This is a genomic window from Bacillus cereus group sp. BfR-BA-01330 (assembly GCF_022663885.1).
Classification (GTDB): domain Bacteria; phylum Bacillota; class Bacilli; order Bacillales; family Bacillaceae_G; genus Bacillus_A; species Bacillus_A cereus.
In genome coordinates, this window is the sequence record NZ_JAKUGK010000001.1 from 1049508 (window position 1) to 1065266 (window position 15759).

Sequence of the window (15759 nt, forward strand, 5' to 3'; positions counted from 1 at the left end):
TGATATTCGTTGAATAAAGGAGAGTTTACATGATAGAAAGTAAAGTTGTAGATTCTATTCCAACTTTGAATGAGAATGATTGTCAAATATGGTGGGCAAGAATTTCGGATTTACAATCATGGCATTACAATTTACTAAATGATATAGAGCGAGAGAAAGCAAATTCGTATCATCATTCGGCAGATCGAGCTCGTTTTATAATAGGTTGCGTAATAAGTAGATTAGTTCTCGGTAAGATACTTTCTATGTCACCAGTCCAAGTACCAATTGATCGAATGTGCTCAGTATGTAAAGTGCAGCATGGAAGACCACAATTACCAGAAGGTATGCCGCAATTATCCGTTTCGCATTCAGGTGAGTGGGTTGTCGTTGCTTTTACAAAATCTGCACCTGTTGGCATAGATGTAGAACAAATGAATCCAAATGTAGATGTTATGAAAATGGCAGAAGGTGTATTAACAGACATTGAAATAGCGCAAGTTATGAAACTGCCAAATGAACAGAAAATAGAAGGATTTTTAACATATTGGACTCGAAAAGAAGCGGTGCTGAAAGCGACAGGTGAAGGACTAATGATTCCGCCAGTACATATTACAGTATCAGCTCCAAACGATCCTCCAAACTTGTTGGTTTTTAAGGATAGACAAGAGTTATTAAATAATACAATGATGGAAGATGTAAAGCCTAGTTTAGATTATAGGGCCTCTGTTGCAATATTCAGTAAGGAAGTAACTGAAATTACGCAATTAGATGCGGCAGCACTTTTAAATCTTAAATAAAAAAATTATAGAAGAGGTGTTCCTCATGTTAGTAGCGGAAAATAGAAAGAATGAATTCACTTATAACGTACAAGCAATTAAAAATATTTTATTTTCTGGAGATACATCATCCATTCATGCTTTAGAAAAGCTTTTAAATGATACAGTTCAGTTTGATGTTCTTGAACAAGAGGCACTTGGTAGACAGTACATTCCGAAAGAAGCAAAGAATTTCTTTGATAAAGATGGAACATTTCTTTACCGTGTATCTAATGTTAGTTATAAAGGCAAGGTGTTATCTGAAAATCTAATTTTTGCAGACACTTCGTTTTTACCGGACGCAATAAAGAGTGAATTAGAGAGTGGAAATATTCCTGTTGAAAAGCTTATAGAAAAGATGGAAGTAAGAAGAAATGTATTATATGAAGGATATCAGCCATCTGGAAATATTATTGAATTGTTTGATGGATGTTCTGTTACAGCGAATGTGTATCCAACTAGAAAGTATCAAATTGTAAGTAAATGCAAATGTGTATTTTATATTTGTGAAGTGTATCATGCAGAGAATATAAAGCAATTGCTTAAATAAAAACAAGAAACCAGCCTATAAAATGGCTGGTTTCTTGTTTATTTAACAGCTTCTTTTAATTCTTTACCTGCTTTAAATGCAGGAACTTTACCAGCGGCGATTTGAATTTCTTCGCCAGTTTGCGGATTACGTCCTGTACGAGCAGATCTTTCGCGCACTTCAAAAGTTCCAAAACCGATTAGTTGAACTTTATCTCCAGATTGTAATGCATTAGCAATTGTGTCAAATACGGATTGTACAGCTGCAGAAGCGTCCTTTTGAGAAATATCAGCTGATTGAGCTACGTTTTTAATTAATTCTGTTTTGTTCATGTTTTCACCTCATAAAAAAATTTTTGGAATGAATGTTTTAGTATAATAGATAGTAAAGATAAAGCTATCACTATGATTAGATAGAATACTATATAATTATGTTAATTTCGTTGCAAGAGACTGAATCCCTTCTATTATTTAGGGATTAATTAAGAATCGATGCATATAAAAAGCTTTAATATGAGGATGAGGGGGAGTATATGAATGATTTTTCGTGAAAAAAATGAGAAGGAAAGTATATTAATTCGTCAACATGATCATGGTTTTTTAGCTGGAGAGATTGCAAAACATATAAAAGAAGACTTTTTTGAAAGTAAAACATATTTAAAAGAAACAGTTGATGCAATATATGAGCATGACAGAGGATGGATAGAGCTTGATAAAGTACCAATTTTGAATGATGCTAAAAATATTCCATATACATTTATGGATTGTCCAAGCCCATTACGTTTTGTTTTTTATACGATTGGTTTGAATGAAATTGAAAATTCTAATCCATACGGGGCATTGCTTTGTAGTAAACATTTTTTATCATTTCCACTAAACGAGGAAGATGAAGAGATGATGTCATTTTATAAACATGAATTAGAACGACAAAAAAGAATCTTGAAAACGTTAACAAAGGAACAGTTTGCGATGTTCGATAAACATTATAGATTATTAAAGTTTTGTGATGAACTTTCTTTATACGTATGTATGAATAAGCCTGGTGTCAAAAAGAAAGATGAAATTGATTTATTTAAAGATGGTTTTGAAGGAACAGAAATGTTTAATGGTAAAGAGGAGAAACTTATTCAAGCTGAATGGGTGGACGAGGAAACAATTCGGATTACACCATTTCCATTTCAAACGGAATTTTATACGTATGTAAAATATAAAACGATAAATGAGCATGAAATGAAAGAAAAAGGGATTGCAAAGGCTGATAGAGAATCAGAAATGAAGAAACAAACCATTCGTTTCATACAATAAGGAGGTAATATAAATTGAAAGATTATATATTAAAACAGTGTGATTATCATGCTTGGGCTAATACAAGATTATTCAATCGATTAAAAGAGTTACCAAACTATGAGACAATTTTTAAGGAGCAGATACAGAGTGTATTTCCATCCATTAAGGATACTTTTGTGCATATTTATATTACAGATCAAGTGTGGTTACATATATTGCATGGTAAAAGTATGAATGAAGCAATACAAGACCGAGAAGATTTACGAAAACAAATTGAAACTAAATCGTTACATGAATTAGAAAAAATGTTTGAAAACATGGCAAATCAATATAAAGATTTTTTAATTACAATACAAGATGTGAATGCTGTATTTGTTATTGAGAATCCATATGTAGGGAAATTAGAAACTTCGATTTTAGAATTAGTGCAACATGTCGTAAATCATGGTACATATCATAGAGGAAATATAACAGCGATGATCCGTCAACTTGGTCATTCGTCGACAATGATGGATTTTGTACTGTATTTACATATGGTTAAAAAGCAGGGAGAGTAATATAGTTTGTAAGAAGGAGAGGCTTTAATTATAGAAGTCTCTCCTTCTATTTTATTCCGCATTCATGGTAGATCGATTGATTAAAGTTTTCTTAAGAAGCTTTATTTTCTTGTAATTGCTTAGCGTATTGTACAGCCTTATATGCATTGACTCTACCGTTTTTCCAGTACGTACCTGTACCACTAATTTTATCAGAAGTTGACTCAATAATTTGGCGAATTTGTGTATTACTATATCCTTGATTTGCTAAAAGAGCAGCGACTCCTGCAACATGAGGTGTTGCCATAGATGTACCACTTAATGATTGATACGTGCTTCCTTTATATGTTGAATATATATTTGAACCTGGTGCTGCAACATCTACCCAGCTACCATAAGTAGAGAATGAAGATTTTCTATCTGATTGATCTGTAGAACCAACTGCAATTACTTCGCTGTAATAAGCAGGGTAATTAGCTTTTGTATTTCCAGCATTTCCAGCAGCTGCAACTATAACAGAGCCTTTATTCCATGCATATTGAACGGCTTGTTGTAATGCAGTACCACCATTTGGAGCTCCTAAACTTAAACTAATTACTTTTGCACCCGAATCAGCAGCTTCTCGAATACCTTGCGCTACAGCATCAAGAGTACCACTTCCTTGATTATCTAATACGCGGACAGCATAAATTGAAGTTTGTGGGGCAACACCAGCAATTCCGACGCTGTTATTCGTAAGTGCTCCAGTAATTCCAGCGCAATGTGTACCATGACCATTACCATCATCAGATGTATTGTCGTTATCAACATAATCATGCCCGTAAATTACTTTCGAAGCCAGATCAGGGTGTGAGCCTTGAACTCCTGTATCAATAATAGCTACTTTTACACCAGGATCACTTCGTTGGCTATCCCAAGCTTGTGGAGCTTGAATCTTTTGTAATCCATATTGATTATTAAAATATGGGTCGTTTGGAGTCCAAAAGGCGTGAACGTAATAATTTGGTTCTGCATATTCCACATCTGGATTATTTTTATAACTCTTTATTTTTTCTTTTACAGTACCTTTTGAAAATTGTACGACTTCAAAACCTAACTTATCATCTTTAGATAAGACATTAGCTCCGACAGATTTATGAAAAGATTGCACATTACTTAAAGATGCATTTTGTTTGAACTTAACGATTAATTGGTTAGGAACGTAATCAGTAGATGATGTTTCAGCACTTGAAGTATTCGTGTTAAAGAAGAAACCACCAATAATAAATGATAAAACAGATAGGAAAACAATGATTTTGTTTTTCAAAAGATTTTTCCTCCCTTTTCTTGGATGAGTTTTTCAGCGACACTTTAATGTCGCATTCCTTTTCAACTATATAGTTAGACCATACGATTTATGACATTTATGTGAAAAACTTTTGGAGGAATAAAAAGGAGTAAATATTGATATAAATATATTTTTAATGATAGTAATTAAGTAAAAGAGGGGATGAAAAAAGGAATGCTCATCATGTATGAGTCATTCCTTTTTTCATAGATTAACTTGCCTGTTTTTTATTATTTTCTTTCAATTTCTCTGCTTGTAAAAAGCGATTCGTTTCAGCAACAACAATACTACTTAATCCAATCAGACCAATCAAGTTTGGAATTGCCATAAGTCCATTTGCAATATCAGCAAATGTCCATACGATTCCTAGCTTTAAATTAGCACCAATTGCAATCATGAAAATAAAGATTGCTTTATAATATTTAACTGCACTTTCTCCGAATAAATAAGCTACACATTTTTCTCCATAATACGACCAGCCTAAAATAGTAGAGTAGGCAAATAAAATAATTGCGATACCGAGAATCATACTACCAGCAGTACCGAATACAGATTGGAATGCAAGTGTTGTAGCTTCAACACCAGTTTTACCTGATTTCCAAGCGCCTGTAGTAATTAATACTAGTCCTGTAATTGTACATACAATAAACGTATCTAGAAAAGTACCAGTCATTGAAACTAAAGCTTGCTTTGCAGGCGAATCGGTTTTTGCCGCCGCCGCCGCAATTGGTGCACTCCCTAAACCAGCTTCGTTCGCAAATACACCACGCGCCATTCCGATTTGGATAGCTGATGCAACTGTTGCCCCAATAAAACCACCAGCAGCTGCTGTACCATTAAATGCACCAGAAAAAATAAGTGAAAATGCTTCTGGAATTTGGTCGTAGTGATAGAAAATAATTATAAGACCAGCAATTATATAAAAGAAAGCTTTAATAGGAACGACATATCCCGTCACTTTCCCGATTTTTTTTACACCGCCTAAAATAACAATTGCGATTAAAAATGACATTACTATACCAGTTAAAGCAGGAGGGAAAGAGAAATTAATTCGCATTGCCTCTGCAACTGAGTTAGATTGCACCATATTACCAATACCGAAAGAAGCAGTTGTACCAAATATAGCGAATAATATAGCAAGCCATTTCTTACCTAAACCACGCTCTAAATAATACATTGGTCCACCTGAATATTCACCATTTTCATTACTAACACGATATTTCACTGCAAGTATTGCCTCTGCATATTTTGTTGCCATACCGAATAAAGCGGTAATCCACATCCAAAATATTGCACCAGGACCACCAATTGTAACCGCTGTTGCAACACCGGCTATATTACCCATACCAATCGTTGCGGCCATAGCTGTCATGAGTGCTTGGAAGTGACTAATATCTCCAGAAGAAGAAGTATCTTCTGATTTTTTAAACGCTAGTTTGTGAGCGTATAATAGTTTACTAAACTGTAAACCTTTCAAACGCACTGTGAGAATGATACCTGTTCCAACGAGTAGCAACAAAGTTGGTAATCCCCACACGTATTGATTTAGTTGTTCTAATACTTTACTTACTGTCTCCATCTTTATTCTCCTTTTTTAGAAAAAATAAAAACCACTTCAAGTAAATGAAATGGTCTCTGGAGAAACAAGGGATAGAAAAATAAACCGATACAATCGGCTTTTTCTTTCGCTTGTCTCTGTCCTTTTACCTGAGAGATTATCCGCTAAAGTAGCGGATTTGCTCCTTCGGTGCTCGTTTTCCTCCGCGCTCTATGAAAGCGAGAGGGAGTCTCTCCAGAGATTCGTCCCCATGCAGTTCTACTTGTAACCAAGACCTGAGAGTTTCAAAGTTGGTATAACAACTTTTTGCCCCGTCGGTAGATCAATAGACCTTCTCCTGAATGGTTCATCCGAATTATAAAATTTATAAACACATTGATTGTAAATCAATAAAAACATTATAGACATACAAATTGTGAATTGCAATCATTTTTTATTTTAAAATAGTAAATAGTTTTATTTTTTTGTAAGTCCTAATTTATCTTCAACTTCATTTAAAGTAGATAAAGCGATGACAATATGTTGATCCGCAAGTCCTAAAGCTTGTTTTGTTTTTTCAATAGTTTCATTGGTTGAAGTAGAGTTATTTGCTCCGTCTATAATCAAATTTGCTGCATTTTTCATGAAATTTGATGCGGATTTAAACTGAGTTGTGAATTGAAGTAGTTGTTTTTGTATATCTATATCTGTTATGTTTTCTTCAATTTTAAGCGTGTCTATTTCGTTCATAATTGTTTCGTACTGTTTGGAAACAGCACTCATTGTAACTAATAGTTTATTTCGATCTACTGAATCTCCATTCGTGTTAATCTCTTCCCAGGCAGGTAACCAATCTTTTTCGATGATGTCATTATAATGAGTAGTCAATTCATGAATTTTAGGTTGTAATTTCGTTTTGAAAGTTTTTGTCTCCGCTGTTTCTACAGTTGCTTTTTCGTTGTTATTTTTAACATTAGTAACATAGAAAATCGTACCGAAAATGATGAAAATAGAAATAACAACTGTCCATTTAGTAAAAAGTAATTTCTGCAATATGTAACGCCTCCAAAATTTAAAAACTTATAATTATAATATATAACAATAATGTTGTTTAAAGTAGAGAAAATAGGTTAGAAATAATTTAAATTACTTATTTTATATACATGAATAATTAAATTTAATAAAATGATGAAAGCTATATGCGAGAAAAGAGGGTTTTTAGTGAAAATGAATAGAAGAAAACTGGTTTTAAGTATTTCAATGGCTATGTTATTAGTTGGTTTATTTGCACTCATATATGTAGACAAAGAATCTAAAATTAAAGATTTTCCAGTGCCAATGTCAGCAATCCATATTAACGATGATAATGAAGAGGACTATCAATATATAAGTGTAATGCCTATTACAAAAGCAAATGGATGGGAGAACTTAGGGGAAAACGGGCATACTGTTAGTTTTAAAAAAGGGGAAAGGAAGGTAGCAGTAGTACATTATCCGGGAGAAATTACGTATTATTTATTTGAGAAAAAGATGAATAAGGGAGATTAGCTAAAGATGTAATTCATTAAGAGTTACATCTTTTTTTATTCTGAATCATTTGAAATTAAATTCGATAGATGTTTTGATAGATGTAGTGATAAATATGATTAGTTCTATATGTCTATAAAGAGTATTAGGGTGATTATAAAAATATTATGTGAACTAATTATTGTGAGAAGAAGATAAATTATATGCTAAAGGGGGAATTAAAAATGTTACTAAAAACGATCTACTGTAAGGTGGAAGAAGAGAAAAAGAAATTGTTTTCAAATGCGCAAGAAAAATGGAGTGATATACGGCATCTAGATGGTTTTCATGGACAATTTGGTGGATGGTATGAAGATGAGGCATGTGTATTTACTTTATGGGAAGATAGAAGTACATATCAATCATTTATGAATGGTGCTCACGATACAATTTATTTAAATAGTAATCAAGAGGATACGTTTCTTTCGTGTGAAATTGAATTATTTCAAACGTTGTATGATATAACTGATACGCATTTGAAAGACGTTGTTACAGAAGGATCATTCGTAAGAGTTGCTATATGTGATGTAAAGGTGGAAAAGGAAAAGTATTTTTTACAGAAGCAAGAAACAATTTGGAATAAAGGAATGGAAAAAGCAAAAGGAATGTTAGGTGGAGTAGTTGGGAAGTCTTTAAAAAATGAAAATCGTTACATAGTGTTAACGTATTGGAAAGATGAACAGACGCATCAACATTATGTGAAAGAGATTTTCCCAGATTTATATAAATTAGCTAATATTCATGAAGATATAGAAGAGATAAAAGGAAAACAAGCTGTATGTAAGGAAGAATGGCTTGTATATTAAACGCTGAAAAAGTGTATAAATGAATGTATAATAAAGATATTTTCTTATAAACAAGTAATTAATAGAAGACGTTATATACCCTTTCATGTTAATATATTTAAGTTATAATAGGAGGCTTACCCTTTTGTATTGTACGGTAGAAGCAGTGTGAGCTTGAAATTTTTTTAGAAAAGGATGTGCCTAATTTGCGTATCAATAAATTTATTAGTGAAGCTGGAAAAGCGTCTCGACGTGGAGCGGATAAACTAATTAATGAGAGAAGAGTAATTATTAACGGTAAGGTTGCAAAAATTGGTGACCAAGTGAACCCAGGTGATGATGTACGAGTAAATGGAGAGCAGCTTCGAATTGCTCGAGATCACGTATATATCGCTTTAAATAAACCAGTAGGTATTACATGTACGAGTGAAAAATCAGTAAAAGGTAATATTATCGATTTAGTGAACCATCCTTTACGAATTAGTCACATTGGACGTCTTGATAAAGACTCAGACGGTTTAATTTTGTTAACGAATGATGGTGATATTGTTAATGAAATTTTACGTGCTGAAAACAAACATGAGAAAGAATATATTGTTTCAGTAGATAAGCCAATTACACCTGATTTCTTAGAGAAAATGGCAGCGGGTGTTAAAATTTTAGGAACAAAAACGCTTCCTTGTGAGGTTACACAGTTATCAAAATATGAGTTCCAAATTATTTTAACACAAGGGCTAAATCGTCAAATTCGCCGTATGTGTGAAGCTTTAGGTTATCAAGTATACACGTTAAAACGTACGAGAATTATGAATATTGAATTGAATAATTTACCAGTTGGGCAGTGGAGAGATTTAACAAAGAAAGAGAAAAGACGTCTATTTGCAGACTTAAATTACGAACCACAAGATTGGTAAAATTGTGAAGTGAAACCAAAAAAATTTGGTTTCACTTTTTTAATTAAATAAATAATTTTTTTAAACACTTGCAAAAATAAAATGAATAAGATATATTAAATAACAATAAATGGATGTTTTACAAAAAGCAAAGAAAAGGACACGAGTTATTTTCCCCGGTTATACAGAGAAGGAAGGAAAGCTGAGAACTTCCTAACGCAGAAAAATAACTTACCACCTTAGAGCTGCACTAGGGAAATTAAGTATCTAGTGCCGTGTATGCGACGTTATCGCAAAAGAAGCCATTATGTTTTTTGTGATGGGAATCTGGGTGGAACCACGGATATAAGCATATTCGTCCCTATATTTAGGGATGAATATGCTTTTTTGTATTCAATTTCATAAAAAGCGAAGAAAAGGACACGAGTTATTTTCCCCGGTTATACAGAGAAGGAAGGAAAGCTGAGAACTTCCTAACGCAGAAAAATAACTTACCACCTTAGAGCTGCACTGGGGAAATTAAGTATCTAGTGCCGTATAAACGACGTTACCGTAAAAGAAGCCATTGCATTTTGTGATGGGAATCTGGGTGGAACCACGGGTAAAAGCACGCTCGTCCCTATGTTAGGGATGAGTGTGCTTTTTATTATGAAATGGAGAGATGAAAAATGAAAGAACAAATGATTGAAATTAAATTTCCAGATGGTAGCGTGAAAGAATTTGTAAATGGAGTTACTTTAGAAGAAATTGCGGGATCCATTAGCAGTAGTTTGAAAAAGAAAGCAGTCGCGGGGAAAGTAAATGATGGATTATATGATTTACGCCGAAAGATTGAAGAAAATGCGGAAGTAGAAATCATTACTATAGATTCAAATGAAGGTGTAGAAATTGCAAGACACTCTGCGGCACATATTTTAGCGCAAGCTGTAAAAAGATTGTATGGTGATATAAATCTTGGGGTGGGGCCTGTTATTGAAAATGGATTTTATTATGATATGGATCTTCCAAGTAGTGTAAACGTAGAAGATTTACGGAAAATAGAAAAAGAAATGAAAAAGATTATAAATGAAAATATAAAGATAGAACGAGTTGAGGTTTCTCGAGAAGAAGCAGCAAAACTGTTTCAAGAAATGAACGATCGCTTGAAATTAGAACTTTTAGAAGCAATTCCTAGTGGGGAAAGTGTAACACTATATAAACAAGGTGAATTTGTAGATTTATGTAGAGGGCCACATTTACCATTTACAGGTTATTTGAAAGCATTTCAATTAACTCACGTTTCCGGTGCATATTGGCGAGGTGATAGTAATAACCAAGTGCTTCAGCGCATATATGGTGTTGCATTCTCTTCTCAAAAAGAATTAGAAGAGTATTTACATTTCGTTGAAGAAGCAGCAAAAAGAAATCATCGTAAGTTAGGCAGTGAGCTTGAGTTATTTATGTTTTCTGAAGAGGCTCCGGGAATGCCATTTTATTTACCGAAAGGACAAATGATTCGTAACGAATTGGAAGCATTTTTAAGAGAAATTCAAAAAGAGTACAATTATCAAGAAGTACGCACTCCGTTCATGATGAACCAAGAAGTATGGGAGAGATCAGGGCACTGGGGACATTATAAAGATAATATGTATTTCTCTGAAGTAGATAATAAAAGTTTTGCATTAAAACCGATGAACTGCCCAGGGCACATGCTTATGTTTAAAAACAAATTGCATTCTTATCGTGAATTACCGATTCGTATGTGTGAATTTGGTCAAGTACATCGCCATGAATTTAGTGGTGCCTTAAACGGATTATTAAGAGTACGTACTTTCTGCCAAGATGATGCACATTTATTTGTAACTCCAAAACAAATTGAAGATGAAATTAAATCAGTAATGGCGCAAATTGATTACGTATATAAAACTTTTGGATTCGAATATGAAGTAGAGCTTTCTACTCGTCCAGAAGACTCAATGGGTGATGATAAATTATGGGAGCAAGCAGAAGCAGCATTAGAAAATGTATTACAATCGCTAAATTATAAATATAGACTAAATGAAGGTGACGGTGCATTTTACGGGCCGAAAATTGATTTTCATATTAAAGATGCTTTAAATAGAAGTCACCAGTGCGGAACAATCCAGCTTGATTTCCAAATGCCAGAGAAATTTGATTTAAATTATATAGATGAAAATAATGAAAAGAAAAGACCAGTTGTTATTCACAGGGCAGTTTTAGGGTCATTAGATCGCTTCTTAGCAATATTAATTGAGCACTTTGGAGGTGCGTTCCCGGCATGGGTGGCACCAGTTCAAGTGAAAGTAATTCCAGTTTCAAATGCAGTACATGAACAATATGCCAATGAGATTGCACTTAAATTAGCACAAGCTGGAGTTCGTGTTGAACAAGATGCACGAGATGAAAAATTAGGATATAAAATAAGAGAAGCACAAATGCAAAAAGTACCGTATGTTCTTGTTATTGGAGATAAGGAAATGGAAAACGGAGCTGTAAATGTACGTAAATATGGGGAAGAGAAGTCAGAAGTTATTGCACTAGATGTATTTGTGGCAACTATTGAAGAAGAAATAAAGAATAGAAAATATTGATAAAAAAGAAAACACACTATTAGAAATTAGTGTGTTTTCTTTTTTATCTTACAAAAATGTAAGGTAAATGTAAGCGAAATCGAGGGAACGAGTTGTAGAAAAATGAGAATATGAAGTAGGAAATAGGTTCATGTTACAGGTGTAACTCTTATTGAATGAATAATTAAAAAATCTTAAGGATTTACATGACAAAATAATAAGAAATATGTGAGAAATTAATTTTATACAAAAGGGATGGAGTGAAAGAGATGTCAACAAATGTAGTTACTGTAGAAAGTGTAGAAAAAACGTATGGAAAAAGAAATGAGAATCAGTCAAAAGCATTAAGGGGTGTATCGTTAAGTATTAAAGAAGGAGAATTTGTCGGGATTATGGGTCCTTCTGGGTCTGGAAAAACGACTTTACTTAATGTGATAAGTACACTTGACCAAGCGACAGGTGGTAGTGTGACGATAGCTGGTACAAATATTACTTCTATGAAGGGCAATGCGTTATCTGATTTTCGCTCTCAAAAATTAGGTTTCATTTTTCAAGATTTTAATCTACTAGAAAACTTATCAATTTATGAAAATATAGCTTTACCACTTTCTCTGCAAGGCGTACCATCAAGTGAGATTACTGGAAAGGTAAATGACGTTGCGAAGAAATTAGGGATTACTGAAATTTTAACAAAATATCCAACTGCTGTTTCTGGTGGACAAAAGCAAAGAACAGCGGCGGCAAGAGCTTTAGTACATAATCCAGCAATTGTATTAGCAGATGAACCGACAGGTGCGCTTGATAGTAAAAACGCAAAAAGTTTATTAGAAGCAATGCAAGATTTACATGAAAATCACAATGTAAGTATTTTGATGGTTACACATGATGCATTTAGTGCAAGTTATTGTGAGCGTATTTTATTTATTCAAGATGGTCTTCTTTATAAAGAATTAAATCGTCAAGGCACTAGAGAGAATTTCTATCAAGACATTTTAGGTGTGCTCGCTCATATGGGCTCAGCTGCTGAGTCTAAGTAGGGGGCGAAACTATGTTATTTAAATTATCACGTCATAGTATGAAAAAAATGTTAAAAGATTATATGGTTTTACTTATTGGCCTCGTTATTAGTATTAGTATTTTCTATATGTTCCAAACGATGGCGATGAATAGCGAATTTACGAAAGATAATAGCCTAATTAGTAGTATTAGACTCGTCTTTTGGGTAGGTGCAATACTATTATCTTTCATTACTGTATTTTATATTATATATGCCAACTCTTTCTTACTCACGTTAAGAAGAAAAGAACTCGGTATGTACATGATGCTTGGTGCAAAAAAGAAAAAAGTAGCACAGTTATTATTTATTGAAACATTCGGTATGGGTATTGTCAGTATTATTATCGGTATTTTAGTAGGGATGTTACTTGCAAGTGTAGCAGGAAATTTTTTAATGAATGGAATGGAAATTTCAGCAAAAGGTAGTTATGCATCTGTATACACACCAGCAATTTTAGTTACAGCTATTTTCTTCTTAATACTATTTTTCATTACTGGCTTAATGAACAGTGTCCGATTGTTACGTAAAACTGAACTAGAGTTAATTCGTGAAGATGAAACACTAGATGAAGTGAAGAAAAGTAAAACTCGCATTATTATAATGACAGTACTTGGTGTATTACTAGTAAGTATAGGGTACTATTTTATGATCAATGTAAAAATATATGCTGAATTAGGTTTTATTATAGCAACCATCGTTACAACACTTGGAACATATTTTATCTTTAGTTCATTACTCCCATTTTTTGTGATGAAAATTAAGGGGAATAAAAAACGAAATGAAACTGGTCTAAATAGTTTTACATATGCACAGCTACGCTTTCGAGTAAATAGTTTATCGAGAGTATTAGGTACTGTAGCGATGTTAATTGCATTAGGCGCAGGTGCGATGACGGCAGGTATGGCTTTCCAAAAAAATGTAGGTATTATGACAGACTTTTCTCGTGTATATGATGTTGTAATTCATGATCCGAATGATCAAGACAAAGCTGCCTTAAAAGAAATGGAAATTGTTGAAGAAAGCAAGTACAAATATAAAGTAGATGGAGAAGCGGTTTATTATTTACGTAACGACTTAACTGCGAAACCACCACTTGTTTCAGACCATTTTGATACAAAAACGTTAAAAGAGCCTGTTCGTAAACGTGTGACTGAACCTTTAACAGAACCTGTATATTCAGCTTTAGAGGCTCCTGAATTAGCAAAATTCCCTCGTATGCCAAAGGATTGGGAAGACGCAGTTGTAAGAGAGATACAAATTACGCATAATCAATTTAACGGAAAACCAGTAAGAATTGCAGACGAAGAGCATTATAAAGGAATTCAAGGAACAGAACACACTGTAACATTAGCAAAAGTAGATGATATGAAAAAATATAAACCGTTATTGATCGAAATAGACAAGAGACAAAAAGCACAAATTGAAAAAGCAACAGGTGAAAAGGTAGACTTATTTACGAAAATGACAATTTATCAGTTTATGAACAGCTTCATGAGCGGAACAATGTTTATGGGATTTTTCCTCGGAATTGCCTTTTTAGCAATGATGGCAAGTTCCCTTATGTTCAAGATATTAACAGGTGCTTCTCGCGACGTACGCCGTTATGAAATGTTACGAAAAATTGGTGTGAGACGCAGTATGTTAACGAAAAGTATATATAAAGAAATTTCATATTTATTTATCTTCCCAGCAATCATTGGCATTTCTCACGTTTTAGTAGGGCTTAACTTATTCAGCTTTATATTAGTTGACCCGTTTGTAAAAGTGTGGGTGCCAATTGGGATATTCTTAGTCATTTATTTCATCTATTACTGGATAACTGTTCAACTTTATAAAGGTATGGTAATGCCGAAAGAAGAGGTAGCTAAATAGTTTATCCCGCTATTTGCCAGGCAGCCCGATTGGTGAGGGCTGATTAAAGTTTTATTTTATGAAAAGAGTCCTTGTTTTGAAAATAGGGGCTCTTTTTTATGTTTTTCATAAAGAAGGAAAAGATTGGATAATGGTCGAAAAATATAATGTAACTTCCAAGAAATGACTAAAATAATACTATTTTGTCGAGAGGAAGGATACGAAGTATGAAAGAAATGCTACAGTTATTTCGCAACAAAGTGTATGCACGTTTTTTCTAGCAAATATTTTAGAGCGACTCGGTTCTATGATTGCTGGAATTTCTTTAATGTTTTACTTGTTAGATCAATACGGAAAACAACCAGTTTACGCAACGATGACAAAAATTATGATTGCATTACCTGCATTAATCTTTTTTCTATTAGTAGGGACAGTAGTGGATCGATTTGATAGACAACGTATTTGTACAGTAAGTAACATATGTTGTTCGCTCTGTAATATTGGAATCCTAATTTCGCTTTATTACGGGATGATTATACTTGTCTTTATATTTTTATTTTTGGAAAATGCATGTATACAATTTTTCTCTCCATCAGAACAATCGATGATACAGGGAGTAGTTGAATCAGACCAATATGGTGCAGCAGCGGGTATTAATCAAATGGTAAATAGTTTGTATGCTTTGTTTGGTGTAGGAATTGCAACGATGGTGTACTGGACTTTTGGAATTTACGGGAGCATTTTAGTAAATATACTTACTTTTATTACGAGTGGTATTTTGATTCAAACGATCTCCATTCCAGAAAAAGTTCGTTTACCAAATGGTAGAACAAAATGGAAAGAAGTTAATTTGAAGATGTTAATAACAGAGTTTAAAGAAGGGATTAGGTATATATACCAAAATGAAACTTTAAAAAAATTACTTTTGGGATTTATCGTGTTTGGTTGATTATTTTTTGTTACGTGTTTATTCCAAGCTATTTTACTAAGTGGGAAAAAGAGAATTCAAGGTGTGGTTAAAGAGG

The 15759-nt window shown here is 33.4% G+C and carries 14 protein-coding genes, 1 pseudogene, 1 riboswitch and 2 other annotated features; of the genes and pseudogenes, 11 read left to right on the forward strand and 4 right to left on the reverse strand.

Features of this window, described 5'->3' with window-relative positions:
• Positions 1–29: 29 nt before the first annotated feature.
• Both sfp and MR112_RS05380 read left to right on the forward strand, forming a co-directional pair.
• Positions 30–779, forward strand: a complete 750-nt coding sequence (gene sfp, locus MR112_RS05375) for a 4'-phosphopantetheinyl transferase Sfp (protein ID WP_000573004.1) — start codon at positions 30–32, stop codon at positions 777–779.
• Positions 780–804: 25 nt separating this feature from the next.
• The gene (locus MR112_RS05380) at positions 805–1347 is read left to right on the forward strand and encodes a hypothetical protein (protein ID WP_000959125.1); all 543 of its coding nucleotides are present in this window, start codon (positions 805–807) and stop codon (positions 1345–1347) included.
• Between the two features lie 38 nt (positions 1348–1385).
• Here the strand turns inward: MR112_RS05380 and MR112_RS05385 are convergent, their stop codons facing one another.
• A complete protein-coding gene (locus tag MR112_RS05385) occupies positions 1386–1658 on the reverse strand; it encodes an HU family DNA-binding protein (protein WP_001043905.1) in 273 nt (90 codons plus the stop codon).
• A gap of 204 nt (positions 1659–1862) precedes the next feature.
• Between MR112_RS05385 and MR112_RS05390 the strand changes: the two genes are divergently transcribed.
• The gene (locus tag MR112_RS05390; protein WP_075676965.1) at positions 1863–2630 is read left to right on the forward strand and encodes a DUF3891 family protein; all 768 of its coding nucleotides are present in this window, start codon (positions 1863–1865) and stop codon (positions 2628–2630) included.
• 14 nt (positions 2631–2644) lie between these two features.
• A complete protein-coding gene (locus tag MR112_RS05395; RefSeq protein WP_000656263.1) occupies positions 2645–3169 on the forward strand; it encodes a DinB family protein in 525 nt (174 codons plus the stop codon).
• 91 nt (positions 3170–3260) lie between these two features.
• On the opposite strand, the gene MR112_RS05400 is transcribed toward MR112_RS05395, so the two are convergent.
• The 3 genes from MR112_RS05400 to MR112_RS05410 all read right to left on the reverse strand — a co-directional run bounded on the left by MR112_RS05400 (position 3261) and on the right by MR112_RS05410 (position 7065).
• Positions 3261–4454: a S8 family peptidase gene (locus MR112_RS05400; protein ID WP_000790938.1), complete on the reverse strand. Its 1194-nt coding sequence runs from the start codon at positions 4452–4454 to the stop codon at positions 3261–3263.
• 232 nt (positions 4455–4686) lie between these two features.
• Entirely contained in the window at positions 4687–6054 is a 1368-nt protein-coding gene (locus MR112_RS05405; protein WP_000451037.1) for an alanine/glycine:cation symporter family protein, read from the reverse strand.
• A 106-nt stretch (positions 6055–6160) separates the two neighbouring features.
• A riboswitch (glycine riboswitch) is annotated at positions 6161–6281 on the reverse strand.
• 208 nt (positions 6282–6489) lie between these two features.
• The gene (locus MR112_RS05410; RefSeq protein WP_033696325.1) at positions 6490–7065 is read right to left on the reverse strand and encodes a hypothetical protein; all 576 of its coding nucleotides are present in this window, start codon (positions 7063–7065) and stop codon (positions 6490–6492) included.
• 132 nt (positions 7066–7197) lie between these two features.
• On the opposite strand from MR112_RS05410, the gene MR112_RS05415 reads away from it, so the two are divergent.
• The 7 genes and pseudogenes from MR112_RS05415 to MR112_RS05445 form a co-directional block, all read left to right on the forward strand.
• Positions 7198–7560 (forward strand): hypothetical protein, encoded by a 363-nt coding sequence (locus MR112_RS05415; RefSeq protein ID WP_002197739.1) that lies wholly within the window; start codon positions 7198–7200, stop codon positions 7558–7560.
• Positions 7561–7763: 203 nt separating this feature from the next.
• Entirely contained in the window at positions 7764–8384 is a 621-nt protein-coding gene (locus MR112_RS05420) for a DUF4937 domain-containing protein (RefSeq protein ID WP_242244831.1), read from the forward strand.
• 185 nt (positions 8385–8569) lie between these two features.
• The gene (gene rluF, locus MR112_RS05425) at positions 8570–9277 is read left to right on the forward strand and encodes a 23S rRNA pseudouridine(2604) synthase RluF (protein ID WP_001222171.1); all 708 of its coding nucleotides are present in this window, start codon (positions 8570–8572) and stop codon (positions 9275–9277) included.
• A gap of 121 nt (positions 9278–9398) precedes the next feature.
• Positions 9399–9622, forward strand: a binding site (T-box leader).
• Positions 9623–9658: 36 nt separating this feature from the next.
• Positions 9659–9880 (forward strand) — a binding site (T-box leader).
• A 44-nt stretch (positions 9881–9924) separates the two neighbouring features.
• Positions 9925–11847: a threonine--tRNA ligase gene (gene thrS, locus MR112_RS05430; RefSeq protein ID WP_063219978.1), complete on the forward strand. Its 1923-nt coding sequence runs from the start codon at positions 9925–9927 to the stop codon at positions 11845–11847.
• A gap of 248 nt (positions 11848–12095) precedes the next feature.
• Positions 12096–12863, forward strand: a complete 768-nt coding sequence (locus MR112_RS05435; protein WP_000106426.1) for an ABC transporter ATP-binding protein — start codon at positions 12096–12098, stop codon at positions 12861–12863.
• 11 nt (positions 12864–12874) lie between these two features.
• A complete protein-coding gene (locus MR112_RS05440) occupies positions 12875–14755 on the forward strand; it encodes an FtsX-like permease family protein (protein WP_226368453.1) in 1881 nt (626 codons plus the stop codon).
• A 206-nt stretch (positions 14756–14961) separates the two neighbouring features.
• A pseudogene (locus MR112_RS05445) lies at positions 14962–15680 on the forward strand (MFS transporter); the annotation flags it as partial.
• Between the last annotated feature and the right edge of the window lie 79 nt (positions 15681–15759).

Excerpts from the sequence above, each read along its gene's own strand:
- sfp (WP_000573004.1), top strand. The coding sequence starts at position 30 with ATGATAGAAAGTAAAGTTGTAGATTCTATTCCAACTTTGAATGAGAAT.
- MR112_RS05380 (WP_000959125.1), top strand. The coding sequence starts at position 805 with ATGTTAGTAGCGGAAAATAGAAAGAATGAATTCACTTATAACGTACAA.
- MR112_RS05385 (WP_001043905.1), bottom strand. The coding sequence starts at position 1,658 with ATGAACAAAACAGAATTAATTAAAAACGTAGCTCAATCAGCTGATATT.
- MR112_RS05390 (WP_075676965.1), top strand. The coding sequence starts at position 1,863 with ATGATTTTTCGTGAAAAAAATGAGAAGGAAAGTATATTAATTCGTCAA.
- MR112_RS05405 (WP_000451037.1), bottom strand. The coding sequence starts at position 6,054 with ATGGAGACAGTAAGTAAAGTATTAGAACAACTAAATCAATACGTGTGG.
- MR112_RS05415 (WP_002197739.1), top strand. The coding sequence starts at position 7,198 with ATGATGAAAGCTATATGCGAGAAAAGAGGGTTTTTAGTGAAAATGAAT.
- MR112_RS05420 (WP_242244831.1), top strand. The coding sequence starts at position 7,764 with ATGTTACTAAAAACGATCTACTGTAAGGTGGAAGAAGAGAAAAAGAAA.
- thrS (WP_063219978.1), top strand. The coding sequence starts at position 9,925 with ATGAAAGAACAAATGATTGAAATTAAATTTCCAGATGGTAGCGTGAAA.
- MR112_RS05435 (WP_000106426.1), top strand. The coding sequence starts at position 12,096 with ATGTCAACAAATGTAGTTACTGTAGAAAGTGTAGAAAAAACGTATGGA.
- MR112_RS05440 (WP_226368453.1), top strand. The coding sequence starts at position 12,875 with ATGTTATTTAAATTATCACGTCATAGTATGAAAAAAATGTTAAAAGAT.